The sequence below is a fragment of the Flavobacterium sp. R1_16 genome (genome assembly GCF_057652095.1).
In genome coordinates this window covers 289,289-306,908 of the sequence record NZ_JBYFCG010000004.1, presented here as the reverse complement: position 1 = coordinate 306,908, position 17,620 = coordinate 289,289, and the positions used below count along the sequence as shown (strand labels likewise).

Annotated in this window: 15 protein-coding genes; 5 read left to right on the top strand and 10 right to left on the bottom strand. The window is 32.3% G+C overall.

Translation table 11 applies throughout. The features are described from left to right. Positions 1-537: 537 nt before the first annotated feature. Genes AC23L6_RS09145 through AC23L6_RS09135 form a run of 3 tightly spaced genes read right to left on the bottom strand, consistent with a single transcriptional unit; the run spans position 538 to position 5,450 of the window. Complete coding sequence (locus tag AC23L6_RS09145) at positions 538-1,947, bottom strand: DUF5689 domain-containing protein (protein ID WP_487561861.1); 1,410 nt, start codon at positions 1,945-1,947, stop codon at positions 538-540. Positions 1,948-1,974: 27 nt separating this feature from the next. Continuing rightward, entirely contained in the window at positions 1,975-2,592 is a 618-nt protein-coding gene (locus AC23L6_RS09140) for a choice-of-anchor J domain-containing protein (RefSeq protein WP_487561860.1), read from the bottom strand. A gap of 11 nt (positions 2,593-2,603) precedes the next feature. Then, a complete protein-coding gene (locus AC23L6_RS09135; protein WP_487561859.1) occupies positions 2,604-5,450 on the bottom strand; it encodes a carboxypeptidase-like regulatory domain-containing protein in 2,847 nt (948 codons plus the stop codon). Positions 5,451-5,589: 139 nt separating this feature from the next. On the opposite strand from AC23L6_RS09135, the gene AC23L6_RS09130 reads away from it, so the two are divergent. Together AC23L6_RS09130 and amaB are read left to right on the top strand one after the other, a co-directional pair. Continuing rightward, complete coding sequence (locus AC23L6_RS09130) at positions 5,590-6,702, top strand: endonuclease/exonuclease/phosphatase family protein (protein WP_487561858.1); 1,113 nt, start codon at positions 5,590-5,592, stop codon at positions 6,700-6,702. A gap of 195 nt (positions 6,703-6,897) precedes the next feature. Continuing rightward, complete coding sequence (amaB, locus tag AC23L6_RS09125) at positions 6,898-8,451, top strand: L-piperidine-6-carboxylate dehydrogenase (protein WP_487561857.1); 1,554 nt, start codon at positions 6,898-6,900, stop codon at positions 8,449-8,451. Between the two features lie 73 nt (positions 8,452-8,524). On the opposite strand, the gene AC23L6_RS09120 is transcribed toward amaB, so the two are convergent. From AC23L6_RS09120 to AC23L6_RS09095, 6 genes are all read right to left on the bottom strand, one after another. Further along, positions 8,525-9,298 (bottom strand): Bax inhibitor-1/YccA family protein, encoded by a 774-nt coding sequence (locus AC23L6_RS09120; protein ID WP_487561856.1) that lies wholly within the window; start codon positions 9,296-9,298, stop codon positions 8,525-8,527. 127 nt (positions 9,299-9,425) lie between these two features. Continuing rightward, positions 9,426-10,859, bottom strand: a complete 1,434-nt coding sequence (gene pyk / locus AC23L6_RS09115; protein WP_487561855.1) for a pyruvate kinase — start codon at positions 10,857-10,859, stop codon at positions 9,426-9,428. Positions 10,860-10,864: 5 nt separating this feature from the next. Further along, the gene (locus tag AC23L6_RS09110) at positions 10,865-11,353 is read right to left on the bottom strand and encodes an IPExxxVDY family protein (protein WP_487561854.1); all 489 of its coding nucleotides are present in this window, start codon (positions 11,351-11,353) and stop codon (positions 10,865-10,867) included. Between the two features lie 102 nt (positions 11,354-11,455). Continuing rightward, positions 11,456-12,199, bottom strand: coding sequence for a ribonuclease III (gene rnc, locus AC23L6_RS09105; protein WP_487561853.1), 744 nt, complete (start codon positions 12,197-12,199; stop codon positions 11,456-11,458). Positions 12,200-12,201: 2 nt separating this feature from the next. Beyond that, entirely contained in the window at positions 12,202-13,455 is a 1,254-nt protein-coding gene (gene fabF, locus AC23L6_RS09100) for a beta-ketoacyl-ACP synthase II (protein WP_487561852.1), read from the bottom strand. Between the two features lie 180 nt (positions 13,456-13,635). Continuing rightward, positions 13,636-13,872 (bottom strand): acyl carrier protein, encoded by a 237-nt coding sequence (locus AC23L6_RS09095; RefSeq protein WP_007137004.1) that lies wholly within the window; start codon positions 13,870-13,872, stop codon positions 13,636-13,638. Positions 13,873-14,046: 174 nt separating this feature from the next. Between AC23L6_RS09095 and purN the strand changes: the two genes are divergently transcribed. Beyond that, entirely contained in the window at positions 14,047-14,607 is a 561-nt protein-coding gene (gene purN, locus AC23L6_RS09090) for a phosphoribosylglycinamide formyltransferase (protein ID WP_487561851.1), read from the top strand. 42 nt (positions 14,608-14,649) lie between these two features. Continuing rightward, the gene (rnhA, locus tag AC23L6_RS09085; RefSeq protein ID WP_487561850.1) at positions 14,650-15,129 is read left to right on the top strand and encodes a ribonuclease HI; all 480 of its coding nucleotides are present in this window, start codon (positions 14,650-14,652) and stop codon (positions 15,127-15,129) included. Positions 15,130-15,133: 4 nt separating this feature from the next. On the opposite strand, the gene AC23L6_RS09080 is transcribed toward rnhA, so the two are convergent. Next, positions 15,134-15,463 carry a hypothetical protein gene (locus AC23L6_RS09080; RefSeq protein ID WP_487561849.1) on the bottom strand — a complete coding sequence of 110 codons (330 nt, stop codon included), beginning with the start codon at positions 15,461-15,463 and terminating at the stop codon, positions 15,134-15,136. Positions 15,464-15,576: 113 nt separating this feature from the next. Between AC23L6_RS09080 and AC23L6_RS09075 the strand changes: the two genes are divergently transcribed. Continuing rightward, positions 15,577-17,619 (top strand): site-specific DNA-methyltransferase, encoded by a 2,043-nt coding sequence (locus tag AC23L6_RS09075; protein WP_487561848.1) that lies wholly within the window; start codon positions 15,577-15,579, stop codon positions 17,617-17,619. Position 17,620: the final 1 nt, after the last annotated feature.

Sequence of the window (17,620 nt, the reverse complement as noted above, 5' to 3'; positions counted from 1 at the left end):
GTAGATTGTAAAAACAACTGCTCCGAGGAACAACACGCTCAGAATAGAAGATCTGAATTCTTGATTGTGAAGTAGAGAAGATAGATTTATTATAGTAGAATAAAAAACGAGTCATAATGACTCGTTTTTTGTTTAATAACGATAGTGTTAAACAATTTTTGACTTGTAATTTTCGAAGAAAATTCTAACGAGTAAATGTTTTGGTTAAGTATAAAAGTAGAATAAGTATTGCCTAGGTTTATTTAGTATTCTTTAATTACATAAAAAAAATAAAATGTATCGGAACATTCTTTCTTAGCAAAGAAGAAACACAAGGAGATTATATGACGTTAATTGTTTAGTTATGTAAAGAAATACAGAAAAGCTATAAAAGTTGATATACAGTCATAAAAATAGCACTCACAACAGGATTTGAGATTTTCCTATTTCTACTAGGCAAAAAATACTCATTTAGTTAATTTTTAGAATAAAAAAATGGTTGGAAGAAAATTCCAACCATTTTTATTTTAAGACTCTTTTATATTGTACAATAAAGGTTTAATTTACTGTAATATCATCAATTTGAATTGTTGTAGTAACTGTTGCGGTACCTGTATATTCAAACACAAAAAAACCAGTTCCTGTTAATGATGAAGGAATATTGTAAATTCCCGCAGATGTAAACGAATTGTCTGAAGAATCTATGGCTGGATAAACAATACTAAAAGCAGAGGTAATATTTACAAATGTACTTAATTTGATAGGTCCGCTTGCACTATAATCAGAGGATTTTACATAGTATACTTTTAATGCTTCGCCTTTATTGAATCTAATTTCTTTTTTAAACGTAAAAGAATTAGCTGAGGTAAAATCAACAGGGACAAAGAAATATGATTTAGATGGAACACCATCCTTTCCTGCACCGTTAAAAGAACTCATTTCTATATATTTATTTCCAGTTCCAGTTGGGAATTGTTTAATTGCCCAATATCTATTGCCAATTGTGAAATCATTTACATACTTTGGAAAAACTTTATCACCAACATTAAATGCTGTAAAAGATTCAGAAAGAGTTCCATTAAATTGAATATCTGTTCCTCCTAGAGGGGAAGTTATAGAAACTCTTTCTTCAGTTAATTGGACATCATTAATAGTTCTAATCATGAATTGATAATCGCAACGACTTGAACAAAATTTGGTCATTACACCTATAATCTTTCCTCTTTTACTAGGGATTGAATCTGACGCAAATGTAGCATATTGACTTACTCTGAGTATTACGGAGCTACCACTAGCATCTATAATTGAGTTATTAGTAGCACCTCCTATTTGATTGTCAGGGTCAAAATAATTTTTTCCTAAAAATGCATCTTCAAATTGAACACCATCAAATTCGATTAACATGTTTAGGTATTTGTCGTTTTTTGCATCTTTAATAGAAAGTTTTTTAATAATATCTGATTCATTAACTTTTGTTGCACATGAAGGGATAATTACATCTTTATATTCTATACCAGAAATTCTGCCAACACTATTATCTGCAGCAGACCCTAAATCAGGAGTTCCACCGTTATAAAAAGAACCAATTACCGTTGAACCATATTGTTTAAAAAAGTAACGGTCTTTCATGTTAACATACACTTTTCTACCTGGTTCGAATTTAGTGTACAAATTGTAATCATCAATTGGCATACTAAATCCAAGATTTCCATCTGTCGAAATGAAGGAAATCGATTTGTAAAAATTACCTCCTTCATCACTTGAAGTTACATAGGCTTCAATAACATCATCTTCAGTATATTTTTGTGGAGTAGCAGTTGAAGAAGATGTTATGTCCTCGACGGTTTTTGTAGGCGTTAAATCGTTACAAATGCCATTAAAATCAGGAGTTCTATAAGAATCTGGATTTGTACAACTAGACAAAGCAGCTAGAAAAGTACAAATTATTATTATTTTTAAGTTTTTCATAATTTTATAATTTTTAAGAAACATATCCTATTTCTTGGTTATTTTAACATTATCAATCTCCCATGTTGAAGAAGCAGAAGAAGTTGAAGTATATTTGAACGCAATATATACTTTGGTGTTACCTGCTCCTGTAAAATCTGAAATATCTATATCTCCTGAATTTTTGTAAACAAAATTACCATCAGAAAGCAAAACATCGTTTATTTTTTTCCAAGTAACTCCAGTTGCCTCAGGGTCTCCAGTTCCTTTATAATTATTAGAAACATATACTTCAATAGGGTTTCCTGTAAATTTATAAGAATTGTCAAAAGATAATTTAGCGACACTTAAACCAGATAAATCTTGAGCAGGTGAGATTAGCCAGTCTACATTGGCATTGCTAGCACCACTAACGAAACCAGATATTTTAGCACATTCGTCTGGATTTCCATTTTTTGGGTCTAATGTCCAAACTTGAGATCCTGTTTTACTAAAAGCTACCCATTTAGAAAAATTAGTTTCAAATGTTTCTTGAAAAAAGATATTTGGATCTGTAGGAGGTATTGGGTCTAAATATGGAATTTCAGTATCCTCATCGCCAACACAACTCGTTAAAGCAGTTGATAAAAGAGATATAAAGAATATTATTTTAAATATGTTTTTCATAATGTTTTATTTTAGAAATTAATATAGAGATTAACAAAATAGGTTCTGCCATATCCGTAGAAATATTTTGGTCCAAATGAAGGTGTTCCATTAGCGTTATCTGATTGATAATCAGCATAATTAGCTTTTCTTGATTGTTCAAATCCGCCTGTTTTGTATGTTACATCAAAAACATTGTTAATCGAAGCAAAGAATCCAAAGGTGTCATTTTTAATTTTCCAAGATTTCCCTCCTACTAAATTTACAAGAGTAATAGGGTCAAATTTTTCTTGTTTTAAGGCTTTTCTAACAGTTTCTTCAGTTAACCCTTTTATTGTAGCTCCTGTTGGAGAGTCTTTGTCTATAGTAAAATTATTTGTTCTTAAAATGTTAGAAACATCAATGTAGCTGTCAGCTAAATAATTAGCGTTAGCACCAATCCACCAAAATTTTGGGTCTCTGTATTCCAAGCCTACAGAAAAAGCTTGTTGAGGCATTCCTGATATACGATAGTTTTTCAGGTAAGTTTTACCAAAATCAGTAATAGGGTTAGTATTGGTCGCACTAGCTTGTGCATCATCATTTACATATAAATTTGGGTTGTTGTCAAAAGTATACTGTCCATAAGCTGCGGTACCTGTTGCTTTTATGGTAGAGGTAACTTGGTATTCAAATCCAAATTCTAGTCCCATGTGTTTTTTGTTAATACCAGTTACGATTTCACTAACAAAGGAATCTTCATTTCCAGATCCAACTGCATTATCATCGAAAAGACTTTCCCCATAGAAAAAAGCTACTTCAGTTGAGTTCATTATTTTACTATAATACCCGGTTAATCTACTTTTAAATTTAGGAGTTTTAATTATGTAACTTGCATCCGCACTCATTATCGATTCACTTGTCAAGTTTGGAGTAAGATTGTTATTAAGTCTAGCATTTGAAAAAACATTTCTCAAAGTGGGGGCTTTGGTCATATAGACTCCATTAAAGTCTAACATTTGACGTCCAGTGATTTTATAAGTTAAACCTCCTTTAAAACCAAAGTTTTCAAAAATAACACTTTTGCTTTTCCCATAAGAATTACTTGTATAGATTCCGTTTCTATACAAACCTTCTCTTTGATATTCAGATCTTGAAAAACTTTGTGCAAGATAAAAATCGACTTTTTTGTAAGTAAACTTAAATTGTGTAAAGCCATCAAAAGTGATAGCATTTAAATAATAGTTGTAGCCATAATCATCACCCTTTACAACAGTTCTATTTGGATTGTTTAAATCAGACTGCGATAAAGATCCACTATAAAAAGGATCTATATCTAGAAAATAGCTTCCACCTAATAAATCTGTCAATCTTTGAAAGTTTCTGGATTTTAATTTTTTAAAATTCACACCTGCATTCAGAACGATATTGTCTGCTATTGAAGAATTAAGGATAGAGTTTGCACTCCATAATTTATCATCAGTTCGGTCTTCATAAAGCACATAAGCACTTTTTTCTCCTTTGTTTACAACTACATTGGTGTAGTATATTCTGTTCCAATCAATTTGACCATCTTTCAAGAAATCTGACTCAGCCTTATTAGCTCTTGGATTACTGTAAACAGGATTTCCATTAGCATCTATAGTTTGGTTTCCTTCATTATCTAAAACAGGTTCAAAATAGGTTGGGTCGTTTTTAAAATAACTAGGTAAATATTTATAGTAAGTAGGATCTGGATTGTTAGCTAATTGATTATCGATTCTACTATTACCGATAGAACCTGTTTGGTAGGCGATATTAGTATTTAAATTAGTTCTATCGGTAATTTTCCAATAATGGCTCAACATATTAATAGGTTCCTCAATATTTTTATCTCTAGAGTTTCTCTTCTTGCCATCTTGCCATCCCCAGTAGGAGTTATATTTGAATCCTTTTAAATCATTAACTTCATTAGAATTTGGCGATGTTTTTCCTCTACTGTTTTGGGCATAAATAGAGGTGAAATTAAGGGAGTGTTTATCGTTAAATTTCTTTTCAACACTTGCAAATAATGAATTAGCGCTATAGTCAGTTCCTTCAAAATAACCTTCTTTAGCCCAACGTCTTGATGCAGATACAACAAATGCCCATCCATCAGTATTCATACCTGATGCATAAGTACCCATTGATCTCCAGCTGTAATTGGTATTAGTTCCTGAGAAAGAAATTCTTGCTCCTCTTCTATATATAGAGGCTCTGGTGTTTATTTCCTGTGTTCCAAGAATTCCTCCAAATGTATAGTCAGAAGGCGCTGATCCAGAAGTGAATTCCTGATTACGAGTAGCATCATTTAAACCTCCCCAGTTACCCCATTGAGGTCTCCCATCGTATATCTTATTCATCGAAATCCCATTTATCATGGTAGTTCCATATTCATTGTCTAAACCTCTTATTCTGAAACGGGCTTGCCCCCAGTTGAAAGCAGCCGATTGTTGAAACACATCTCTGCTCGCTTGAAGCAAACCTGCAGTACTTTCTGAGCCACTATTATCATCACCTAGATCATTTTCTGTGATGGTAATTAAACTCAACTGTTGTTCTTGTGTTTGGTCTTCTTCAAGGACAACGAGTCCAACATCTAATATTTTTCCAGCCACAACATCAATTTGTATCAATTGATCTTTGTAGCCTTGAGTTCTAATCTGTAATAATTGTTTTCCTGCCTCAACAGAATCAAAAGAAAATCTTCCAGTTGCATCCGTAGTTTGCATTAAAGTAGAATTCAGAATTGTGGCAACAACGTTTTGTAATGGTTTTTGAGTTTTAGAGTCAACCACTTTTCCAGAAATTCCTGTGGCAGTTTGAGCGAAAACAAAACACACTTGCATTACAAATAATGTACTAATAACAAGTTTTTTCATAAATTAAATTTAGTTAAATCGACTTTTTTTTAAAGAATAATCATTTATTAAGGGAAGCAAAGATACATTATTAATTAATATTATATACTTTTGCTCATAAGTTTATCTTAAATTTGATATTAAATTAATTATAACATCCATGAAAATTAAAAAAAACATTACTTTATTATTTCTATTTTTAGCAGTTTGGAATGCTAATTCACAACAAAAGAAATTTGTTTTGCATACAGTTGCTTTCTACAATTTCGAAAACTTATTCGATACTATCAATAATCCAAATAATGATGAAGAGTGGTTGCCAAGTGGAGCTCAAAACTGGACATCAAAAAAGTACCATAAAAAATTAGAGAATCTTTCTCGTGTTTTGTCTGAAATAGGCACAAACGAAATGAACCACAATCCTCCTACAATAATAGGTGGTGCTGAAATAGAAAATAGAGGTGTTTTAGAAGATTTAGTAAAACAGCCCAAGTTAGCGCCATGGGATTATGGTATTGTACATTTTGATTCACCTGATAAAAGAGGAATTGACGTTGCCCTTTTATATCAAAAAAAGCATTTCAAACCTACAAGTTATGTGAATATTCCTTTATTAATATATAAAGATAACAAAGTGGTAAAGTCAAAAAGCAGTGATGAAACCGCAGAAGACAAAGCAGATTCTGATAAAATTACGGTTAATGCTGGTGAAAGAGTTTATACCAGAGATATACTCCTTGTAACAGGTTTTTTGGATGGAGAAGAAGTTAATGTAATGGTAAACCACTGGCCCTCTCGATCAGGAGGCGAGAAAAAAAGCAGTCCATTTCGGGAAGCTGCTGGGAAGCTAAACAGAAAAATTATGGATTCTATTTATAAAGTTAATCCAAATGCTAAAATCATCACAATGGGAGATTTGAATGATGGAACCTATAATAAAAGTGTGAAAGAGGGAATAGGCGCTAAATTAAAGAAAACAGAAGTTAAAGAATTTGGTGTATATAATCCATTTGAACAAATGGCCAAAAATGGAGAGAGTACATTGTTTCACCGTGATGCAGGCGATATTTTTGACCAAATTATGGTTTCAGAAACATTGATAAAAAATGATTATAGTACTTTTCAATATTGGAAAGCTGGAATTTACAACAAACCTTACATGATTCAAACTACAGGTCAATACAAGGGATATCCTTTGAGACATTCAGCTAATGAAATAGGATTTAGCGATCACTTCCCAGTTTATGTTTATTTGATAAAGGAACAAAAATAGAGATGAAAGGTTGATTTAATCAACCTTTTTTTTGACCTAAAATGAATATATTTCAATACAATGCTCAAAATTATCCTATCAATTGTATGGATGACAAAATAATGTTTGTTGTCTTATTAAAGAAAAGCAATTTTGAATTCAATTAAAATTGCTAGCTTTGTGAAAAATACAACAAATACTAATCAAAAAGTTATAATGACAACAATAGCTCAACAATTTGGAATGACCGAGGCACTTCAACAATTAGGTATCAAAAATATAAATGAGGGCACATCAACAGGACAAAATTATTTTTCTAATGGTGAAATTCTTGAAAGTTTCTCACCTGTTGATGGTCAACGTATTGCTTCGGTAAAAACATCTACTCAAGAAGATTACGAAAAAGTAATGCAAACAGCGACAGAAGCTTTTAAAGTGTTTCGACTCATGCCCGCACCACAGCGAGGTGAAATTGTGCGACAGTTTGGAGAAAAATTGCGTAAAAATAAGGAAGCATTAGGAAAATTAGTTTCTTACGAAATGGGTAAGTCATTGCAAGAGGGATATGGTGAAGTGCAGGAAATGATAGACATTTGTGATTTTGCAGTTGGTTTATCTCGACAATTGCACGGATTGACGATGCATTCAGAGCGTCCAGGTCATAGAATGTATGAACAATATCATCCTTTAGGAATTGTTGGTATTATTTCAGCGTTTAATTTTCCTGTTGCAGTTTGGTCATGGAACACGGCTTTAGCATGGATTTCAGGAGATGTATGTGTTTGGAAACCATCTGAAAAAACACCACTTTGCGGAATTGCATGTCAAAACATTATTGCTCAAGTAATCAAAGAAAATAATTTGCCTGAGGGAATTTCTTGTTTAATTAACGGAGATTACAAAGTGGGAGAGTTAATGTCTAAAGACACAAGAATACCCCTAGTATCAGCAACAGGTTCAACTAGAATGGGCAAAATTGTAGCACAAACCGTAGCAGGACGTTTAGGAAAATCATTATTAGAATTAGGAGGCAACAATGCTATCATCGTTACTCCCGACGCCGATATCAAAATGACCGTAATAGGAGCTGTTTTTGGAGCGGTTGGGACTGCGGGTCAGCGTTGTACTTCAACCCGACGATTAATTATTCACGAAAGTATTTACGATAAAGTCAAAGATGCAATCGTATCAGCTTACGGACAACTTAAAATAGGGAATCCATTAGATCAAAAAAATCATGTTGGGCCATTAATAGATAAACATGCCGTAGAGATGTACACCAATGCACTTTCAAAAGTAGTTGATGAAGGTGGAAAAATCCTTGTTGAAGGTGGGGTTCTTTCTGGTTCAGGATATGAAAGTGGTTGTTATGTTAAACCAGCCATAACTGAAGCAGATAATTCGTTTGAAATTGTTCAGCATGAAACGTTTGCTCCAATATTGTATTTATTAAAATATTCGGGTACTATTGAAAATGCCATTGAAATACAAAATGGTGTTGCACAAGGACTATCATCTGCAATAATGACCAATAATTTGAGAGAAGCAGAATTGTTTTTATCCGTTTCAGGTTCTGATTGCGGAATAGCCAATGTAAATATAGGAACCTCTGGAGCAGAAATAGGTGGTGCTTTTGGTGGAGAAAAGGAAACAGGAGGAGGTCGCGAATCTGGTTCTGACGCTTGGAAAATTTATATGAGAAGACAAACGAATACCATCAATTATACTACAAATTTACCATTAGCACAAGGAATTAAATTCGACTTGTAAATCGAAGGTTATTATCAAAAACAAAGGCTGCAGTATTATTTGCAGCCTTTGTTTTTTTATATATTTTTATTATTTATTTTCTATCCGACAATTTAGATAATAACCTAAGAAATTCAATATACAACCAAACTAAGGTAATCATCAACCCCATGGCGCCATACCATTCCATATATTTTGGAAGTCTTCTTTCTACTCCTTTTTCAATTTGATCAAAATCTAGAAAAAGATTTAAAGCAGCGATTATTATTACGAAAACACTGATTCCAATACTCATTAGTGAGCTTCCGTAGTGAACAGGAACAAAACTAGTGAACATAGAAAATAACCAAGAAACCAAGTAATAAGTAGCAATTGCTAATGTTGCCGCTATAACTACTGACTTAAATTGTTCTGTCACCTTAACTATTTTGTATTTGTACAATCCTAAACAAACTACAAATGTTACTAAAGTGGCGCCAACTGCTTGAATTACTATTCCTGGATATTTGATTTCAAATATAGCTGAAATTCCGCCTATAAATAAGCCCTCAAATAAGGCATAGCCTGGAGCTAAATAGCCAGAGTACTCGGGTTTAAATACTGAAATTAGAACTAAAACAAATCCTATAATCGCTCCACCAATAGCTGGTAATAGTGGATTCATACCATTAAAAGTAAGCCACCAAATTACCATTGACGAGGCACTAAGTAAAAGAAACAAAATAAAACTTTTGTTAATAGTACCCGACAACGACATTTCGTTATTGTAGTCTATTATAGTAGCCTCGTGAACTTCATCTTTATTTGAAAGTTTTGTAGAACTAAAAATTTTATTGTTTAAAAATGGGTTTTTTGAATCTGAACTCATCGTTTTTACATTTTATTTTATCAAAAGTAAATTTTATTTTTTAGAAGAATGTTTAATAATTCATAAAATTCAAAAAAAAGTCCGTTTCAATTGTATCGAAACGGACCAAGAAATAAGTATATTGATATTATTTTTCTATTTCCGAAACCCTTAAGGTGTTTACCATTCCTTTGTCGGTGATTGGCATAGCTGCTAGGTTAATAAGGAAATCACCTTTTTTAACGAATCCTTTTTTTCTAGCTATTTCATTCACATCGGTAACCGTATCGTCTGTGCTTACATTTTTAGCATAGTAAAACGATTTTACTCCCCACAATAAATTAAGCTGGGTAAGAATTCTTTTATTTGAAGTAAAAACTAAAATATGTGCCGAAGGTCTCCAAGCCGAAATTTGAAAAGCAGTATAACCGCTATTTGTTAATGTACAGATTGCTTTAGCTTTAATTACATTCGCCATTGTTGCAGCGTGGTGACAAATAGTTTTTGTAATAAATCGGTTTGTTCGTACTTGAGGTGTGTTTTGAGGCACTTGTATGAGTGGAGAGTCTTCTACAGCCTCGATGATTTGTGTCATTTTCTCAATTACCTGAACAGGATAATTACCTGTTGCCGTTTCGCCAGATAGCATTACCGCATCAGCTCCATCCATTACAGAGTTGGCGACATCATTTACCTCAGCTCGAGTTGGAGTTAAGCTTGAAATCATTGTTTCCATCATTTGGGTAGCTACAATAACAGGTATTCTAGCCGTTTTTGCTCTGCGAATCAATTCTTTTTGTACAAGTGGTACTTCATGAGCAGGTAGTTCAACCCCTAAATCTCCACGAGCTACCATCAGTGCATCGCAATAAGCAACAATTCTATCAATGTTTTCTAATGCTTCGGGCATCTCAATTTTAGCAACTATTGGAATTTTATATTCGGAGTGTTTCGCAATTAATTCTTGTAAGTCTTGAAGATCTCTTGGAGTTTTTACAAAAGAAAGTGCAATCCAGTCGACTTTTTGTTCAATTGCAAAAAGAGCATCTGCAACATCTTTCTCTGTCATTGCAGGAAGTGAAATCTTAGTGTTTGGTAGGTTTACCCCTTTTTTAGATTTTAATTCACCACCTTGAATCACTTTTGCAAGCACTTCAGTTTTTTTGTCTGTTTCAACAATTTCAAAGATTAATTTTCCGTCATCAAGAAGAATCCTTTCGCCAGGATTAACATCGTTGGGAAAATTTTTATATTTCATGAAGACTTTTTTTGCCGTTCCTATAATGTCTTCTGCGGTTGTGAATGTAATTAAGTCACCATCACTCACGACAACACCTTCTTCCATAACTCCTACTCGTAGTTTAGGGCCTTGTAAATCAGCAAGAATTGCTGTAGTGTATCCAAATTCTTCATTAAGACTACGAATAATGTTAATTCTTTCTCTAACATCAGCATAATCTGCATGAGAAAAATTTATTCTAAAGACATTTACACCTGCATCTACCATTTTTTTTATGGTTTCACGAGTGCTACAAGCAGGTCCAAGTGTGGCTACAATTTTCGTTTTCTTGTTTGTCGACATTTTTTTTAAAAAATTAAATTGTTTTTTGATTTTATTTTTTCAGGAATTACAGCATAAACGGATGTAATTCTATCTATTGAATTAATTTGTTTTATTATTTGATTGATAGCAAATGTGCCTTTGTTATTTTTTATTTTCAAAAAATAATCTACTTTTTTTAGTTCTGGAAGCAAATACACTTTAGTTGCTATTTCAACAGCGGTATTCAAAAAGAGATTTTGTCCAACACTTTTTTTTTCAATAATTATTTCATTTTTGTTTGGTAATAAACACCAAACTAAACCATTTTTTGAATCATCGAAAGTAAATTTTGAGAAAAAAGCTTCACCTTCTTTTACAGTCACACTCAAATCCTCTTTACACTTACTTAAAATAATGGGTAACTTTTGATTGATGAAATACGCTAACCTATAATCTTCCAATACGGAATGTATGGCAATAAGGTCATAATCTATTTCATCAAACTCATCAAGATGTAACTTGAGTACAGCCATTCTCTAAAAAAATATCTCGTAAAAATAGTATATTTTAGGTAAGTATAAACAACTTCATTAAGAAGTTAGCAACGAAAACGTTATAGTTTTAGCGATTTAAAATTATTTGTTATTTATTTTTTCTTGAAACGCAAAATAGGCTCTTTTCGAGGCAATTTCTTCTGCTTTCTTTTTTGATGTCGCTCTAGATTTTGCCACTGTTTTATTATCAATACTTAGTTTTACACCATACAGGCGTTCGCCTCCAATTCCATTATCTTCAAACACATCATAATGAAATGATTTTTTTTCTTTTTGACACCATTCAATTACCAAGCTTTTATAACTAATTACTTTTCCTTCTAGTTTTGGAATATCAACATAAGGAATCAAAACTCTTTTTTGAATAAACTTTTCGCAAAATGGGTACCCTCTGTCCAAGTATATGGCTCCAATGAGTGCTTCAAAAATATTACCATGAATATTTTCTCCAAAATGATTTGAAGGAACTTTACTTTTGATAAATCGAATCAAATTTAAATCTCTTCCTAGTTCATTCAAATGTTCTCTACTGACAATTTTTGAACGCATTTTTGTTAAATATCCTTCATCTCCAGTGGGAACTTTATTGAAAAGATGTGCCGCAATTACTGAACTTAACATGGCATCACCAAGAAATTCTAATCGTTCATAGCTAATTGCATTTCCATTTTCATCCAGTCTATTAGTTGAACGATGAATAAAGGCTTTTTCGTAAATTTCGATTTTTAAAGGCTTGAAACCCAAAATTTTTTCAATTTCAGTAAAAAAAATCCCGTTATCAGAAGAACGGGAGTTTTTAAAAATATTTTGAATAATTCGTTTCAAAATTACAATTCTAATTTTTTTACTAAAACACAAGCATTGTGCCCTCCAAAACCAAAGGTATTGCTCATTATTACTTTCATTTCTCTTTTTTGTGCTTTGTTGAAAGTGAAATTTAGTTTAGGGTCAATATTTTCGTCATCTGTAAAATGATTAATAGTAGGGGGAACAATACCATGCTTTATTGACAAGATACAAGATATAGTTTCTATAGCACCAGCAGCGCCAAGCAAATGTCCAGTCATCGATTTTGTCGAATTCAAATTCATGGTATAGGCATGTTCACCAAACACTTGAAGTATCGCTTTGCTTTCGGCAATATCGCCAAGAGGTGTTGAAGTACCGTGCATGTTTACTCCATCTACATCAGTTGGTTTTAGACCAGCATCTCTCAAACAGTTAATCATTACATTCTTAGCACCCAACCCTTCTGGATGTGGAGCAGTAATATGATGAGCGTCTGCAGACATTCCACCACCACCTATTTCGCAATATATTGTTGCACCTCTTGCAATAGCATGTTCATATTCTTCAAATACCAAGGCTCCAGCTCCTTCACCTAAAACAAAACCATCACGGTCTTTATCCATAGGTCTAGAAGCCGTTTTTGGATCGTCATTTCTAGTAGATAGTGCATGCATAGCATTAAATCCGCCCATTCCAGCAATTGTAACCGCAGCTTCAGAACCACCAGTAACCATAACATCAGCATGACCTAATCGTATATAGTTAAATGCATCAATCATAGCATTGGTAGAGGAAGCACAAGCCGAAACTGTGGTAAAATTAGGACCTCTGAAACCGTATTTAATAGAAATATGACCTCCTGCTATATCGGCTATCATCTTTGGGATGAAAAAAGGATTAAATTTTGGAGCACCGTTTCCATTAACAAAATCAGTAACTTCTTGTTGGAACGTTTCCAATCCACCAATTCCTGATCCCCAGATAACACCAACTCTATCTTTGTTTAATTTTTCAAAATCAAAATTAGCATCTTTAACAGCTTCTTCTGATGAAACGATAGCATACTGTGCATATCTGTCCATTTTTCGAGCTTCTTTTCGATCTAAAAAATCTTCAACATTGAAATTTTTTAATTCACAAGCAAATTTAGTTTTGAAATGTGTTGTATCAAAATAAGTAATTGGAGCAGCTCCGCTAACTCCATTAATTAGACTGTTCCAATACTCCTGTATAGTATTCCCAATGGGAGTAAGAGCACCTAAACCTGTAACAACAACCCGTCTTAATTCCATACGCAAGCGTTTTTAAATTTTGAATTTAAACAAATAATACCTATGCTTTTTTCTATGTATAATCATAAAAAGACACAGGTATTACAATAAATTATAATATTGATTGAAACACAATCAGTGAATTAAAAAATGTAAAAATAATAACACCCGTAATTGAATTAAATTACGGGTGCATAAGTATTATTTTTTCGCTTCTTCGATGTAAGAAATAGCCTGACCAACAGTAGCGATGTTTTCTGCTTGGTCGTCTGGAATTTGAATGTCAAATTCTTTTTCGAACTCCATGATAAGCTCAACAGTGTCTAATGAATCAGCTCCTAAATCGTTTGTGAAGCTTGCTTCTGTTACAACTTCGTTCTCGTCAACGCCTAATTTGTCTACGATAATCGCCTTAACTCTTGATGCAATGTCTGACATAATCTTTAATTTTAAAATTTAATTTGTTGGCAAAAATAAAAAACTTTATTTTAAAACAACGGTTTAGTTAATAAATATAGCTACGAATTTAAAAAAAAATTTAACAAAGACAGCTTAATTTTATTTATTATCGTTTATTATTCTTTTTTTTGTAGAATACAAATTAGCCAGTAAATGAAAAACATAGTAGTATTTGCTTCTGGAGCAGGAACCAATGCCGAAAATATTATTTTATATTTCAAGAATAGCCCTATTGCACAAGTAGTTACTGTGTTTTGCAACAAGCCAGATGCCAAAGTTCTAGAAAAGGCTAATCGTCACCAAGTGCATACTATTGTTTTTTCCAAAGAAGAGTTTCAAAGCACATTGTTTCTCGAAAAATTAACTATTTTTCAACCTGATTTAATTGTATTAGCAGGATTTTTGTGGAAGTTTCCCGAGCAAATTATCCAAGCATATCCCAATAAAATAATCAATATTCATCCAGCACTTTTGCCAAATTATGGTGGTAAGGGTATGTACGGGATGCGAGTACACCAAGCCGTTTTAGAAAATAATGATAAAGAGACTGGAATCACTATTCATTATGTCAATGAGAATTATGACGAAGGAGCAATTATTTTCCAAAAATCAGTAAACATTGAAGATTGCACTACAGCCGATGAGATTGCAGATAAAATTCATATTTTAGAACACAAATACTTTCCAGAAGTAATCGAAAAACTTCTAACTTAAATAGTTAAGTTCGTACCTCGTACTTTTAACTTCGTACTTTTTATGTCTCACCAAGTCCACATATACACAGACGGCGCTGCAAAAGGGAATCCCGGAAATGGTGGCTATGGAGTGGTTATGGAATTGGTAGGAACTCCTTACAAGAAAGAATTTTATGAAGGTTTTCGATTGACAACCAATAATAGAATGGAACTTTTGGCGGTAATTGTGGGTTTGGAAAAGCTCAAAAATCCCAAAATGAGCGTTTTGGTGATTTCAGATTCCAAATATGTGGTAGATGCGGTAGAGAAGAAATGGGTTTTTGGATGGGAGAAAAAAGGTTTCGCAGGTAAAAAAAACCCTGATTTATGGAAACGATTCCTTAAAATTTACCGTAAGCATCAAGTTGATTTCAAATGGATAAAAGGACACAACAATCATCCTCAAAACGAGCGATGCGATGAATTGGCAGTGATGGCGAGCTTGCAGAAGAATCTTTCGGTGGATGAGTTTTATGAAAAAGAGGAAGAGAAGTTGTTATAATTATTTATTCATTTTTTCTCTTCAATAAATCATTGTATTCTTCTAATAGTTTTAAGTATTTGTTTTTCCAATATTCTGGAGTGATCTCCTCTTTTTCATGACTGGATGAAAAATTATTTGTGGTTTTTTGAGAAGGGAAAAACTCTTTAATTTCTTCGGTAAAATCATAGTGGATGATTTTGCCTATTTGCAAAATGACATCAAGAGATACGTTGCTGTTTTCAAACATAAGATACATCCACTTCCTGCTTTTTCCTATGCTCTTTGCTATTTCTGTAATAGTATAGCCACTATTATAGACAGCTTTTCTTATTATTTCCCCTCTATGTTGCATCGTGCAAATATTTACACTAAATAGAGAAATTATTTACTCAAAATTACACGTATAATACTCAAATATTCATTTAAATAAATAGATTTGTAAAATATATTACACACTATTTGTAGATGAAAAACTTAAGCATTCAAGAACGAGAATTTTTAATAGAGTGTTTAGCCAACGGCTCAACGATTCCCGAAGATTTTAGAGAAAAACTTTTTCCTACTACACATAAAGAATACGAACTTCGCTATGCAGGTAAAATGCGTAAAGAAGATATTTTAGCTGACCAAGACGGAACTTTTGCTGTGCCTTTACAAGTTGAAAAAATTTACAACGGAGAGCGAGAAAAATTTAAAGACGATTGGAGAAATATGCTTGTTTTTGGAGATAATTTACAATTTCTAAAAACCCTTTACAAAAATGAAGACCCACTTATAAAAAATAAAGTAAAAGGTAAAGTAAAACTCATTTATATTGACCCTCCGTTTGCAACGGAGTCAGATTTTAGTTCGCAAAATGGTCAAAAAGCATATACAGATAAATCTAAAGATGCTGATTTTATTGAGCAATTAAGAAGAAGGTTGATTATTGCAAAAGAACTATTGAGCAATGATGGAACTGTATTTGTTCATCTTGACAACAAAAAAGTTCATTACTTGAAAATTATTTTAGATGAAATTTTTGGAGAATATAACTTTAGAAACGAAATAATTTGGAAACGCAAAGGAGGAAGTGCAAATCCTCAAAATAGATTAGGTGTTGTTACTGATACAATACTTTTTTATTCAAATTCAAGTACTTTAAATATTAATCAACTTTATACAAAAGAAACACCAGAAGCAATAAAATATCTTAAAGAAAGATTTAACAACGTTGATTCAGATGGAAGAAATTATTTAAAATCTCCAATCGTTAGTCCTAATTATAGAGAAAATTTATGTTACGAATATAAAGGTTATAAACCACCCAAAAATGGATGGTCTATTTCTATTGATGTTATGAAAGAATGGGATTTAGAAAATAAATTATACTTTCCAGAGAAAGGCGGTAAAATTTACCGTAAAATTTATTTAGACGAATACCAAGGACAACCTGTTCAAAATTTATGGACTGACATACACGTAATAAATCCAATGTCAAATGAAAGAATTGATTATCCAACACAAAAACCTGAAACATTAGCACAGAGAATTTTGGAATTATGCACTTCTCAAGAAGATTTAATTATGGACTTTTTTGGAGGTAGTGGAACAACAGCAGCAGTTGCTGAAAAATTAGGAAGAAAATGGATTACTTGTGATATTGGTAAATACAGCTTTTATACTCAACAAAAACGGCTTTTAACAATTCAAGACAGTAGAGATTTAATAAATCCTAAACAAAAATACAACAAACTTGCTAAGACTTTTGTAACGGTAAATACAGGCATTTATAACCTGCAAAAAATGCAAGAGCTCAACCAAGACAAATATATTGAGTTTGTGTTGCAATTATTTGAAGTTACACCAAAGAAACAAACTAAAAAAGGATTTGCATTTCACGGAGAAAGAAAAGACGGTTATCCTGTAATTGTTTGGGATTATTGGAATAATAAAGAAAGTAATTTAGATATTTTCTTTTTAGAAAATTTACACCAGACTTTAGGAAAAAGTGTTTCAAAAAGAGTTTACATCATTGCACCAGCTAACGCAGTAGATTTTATTAGTGATTTTCACGAGTTAGATGATGTTCGCTATTATTTCCTTAAAATTCCTTATCAAATCATTAAAGAATTACACCCAAAAGATTTTGCGAAAATTCGTCAACCAAAAAGCAAAAATAAAGTCAATGATTTAGATAATGCAATTGGTTTTCATTTTAGTTTACAGCCAGAAGTAGAAGCAACTTATGAAACCAATAAATTGGTAATTAAAAAATTCATTTCAAACTTTAGAGAGGAAGAAACTAATAAAGAATTAGAAAACTTTGAAAGTTTGAGTATGGTTGTTATTGACGATAACTACAATGAAAAAGACGGCTTTATTATGAGTGATTGTATTTTTAGTGAAGATATTAAAAGTGTGCAAAGCACACTTCAAATTCCACTTCAAAATACTGGAGATAATATCTGTGTCATTTTTATTGATATTTATGGAAATGAATTTAAGCAAGTTATTAAAACTAAATAAG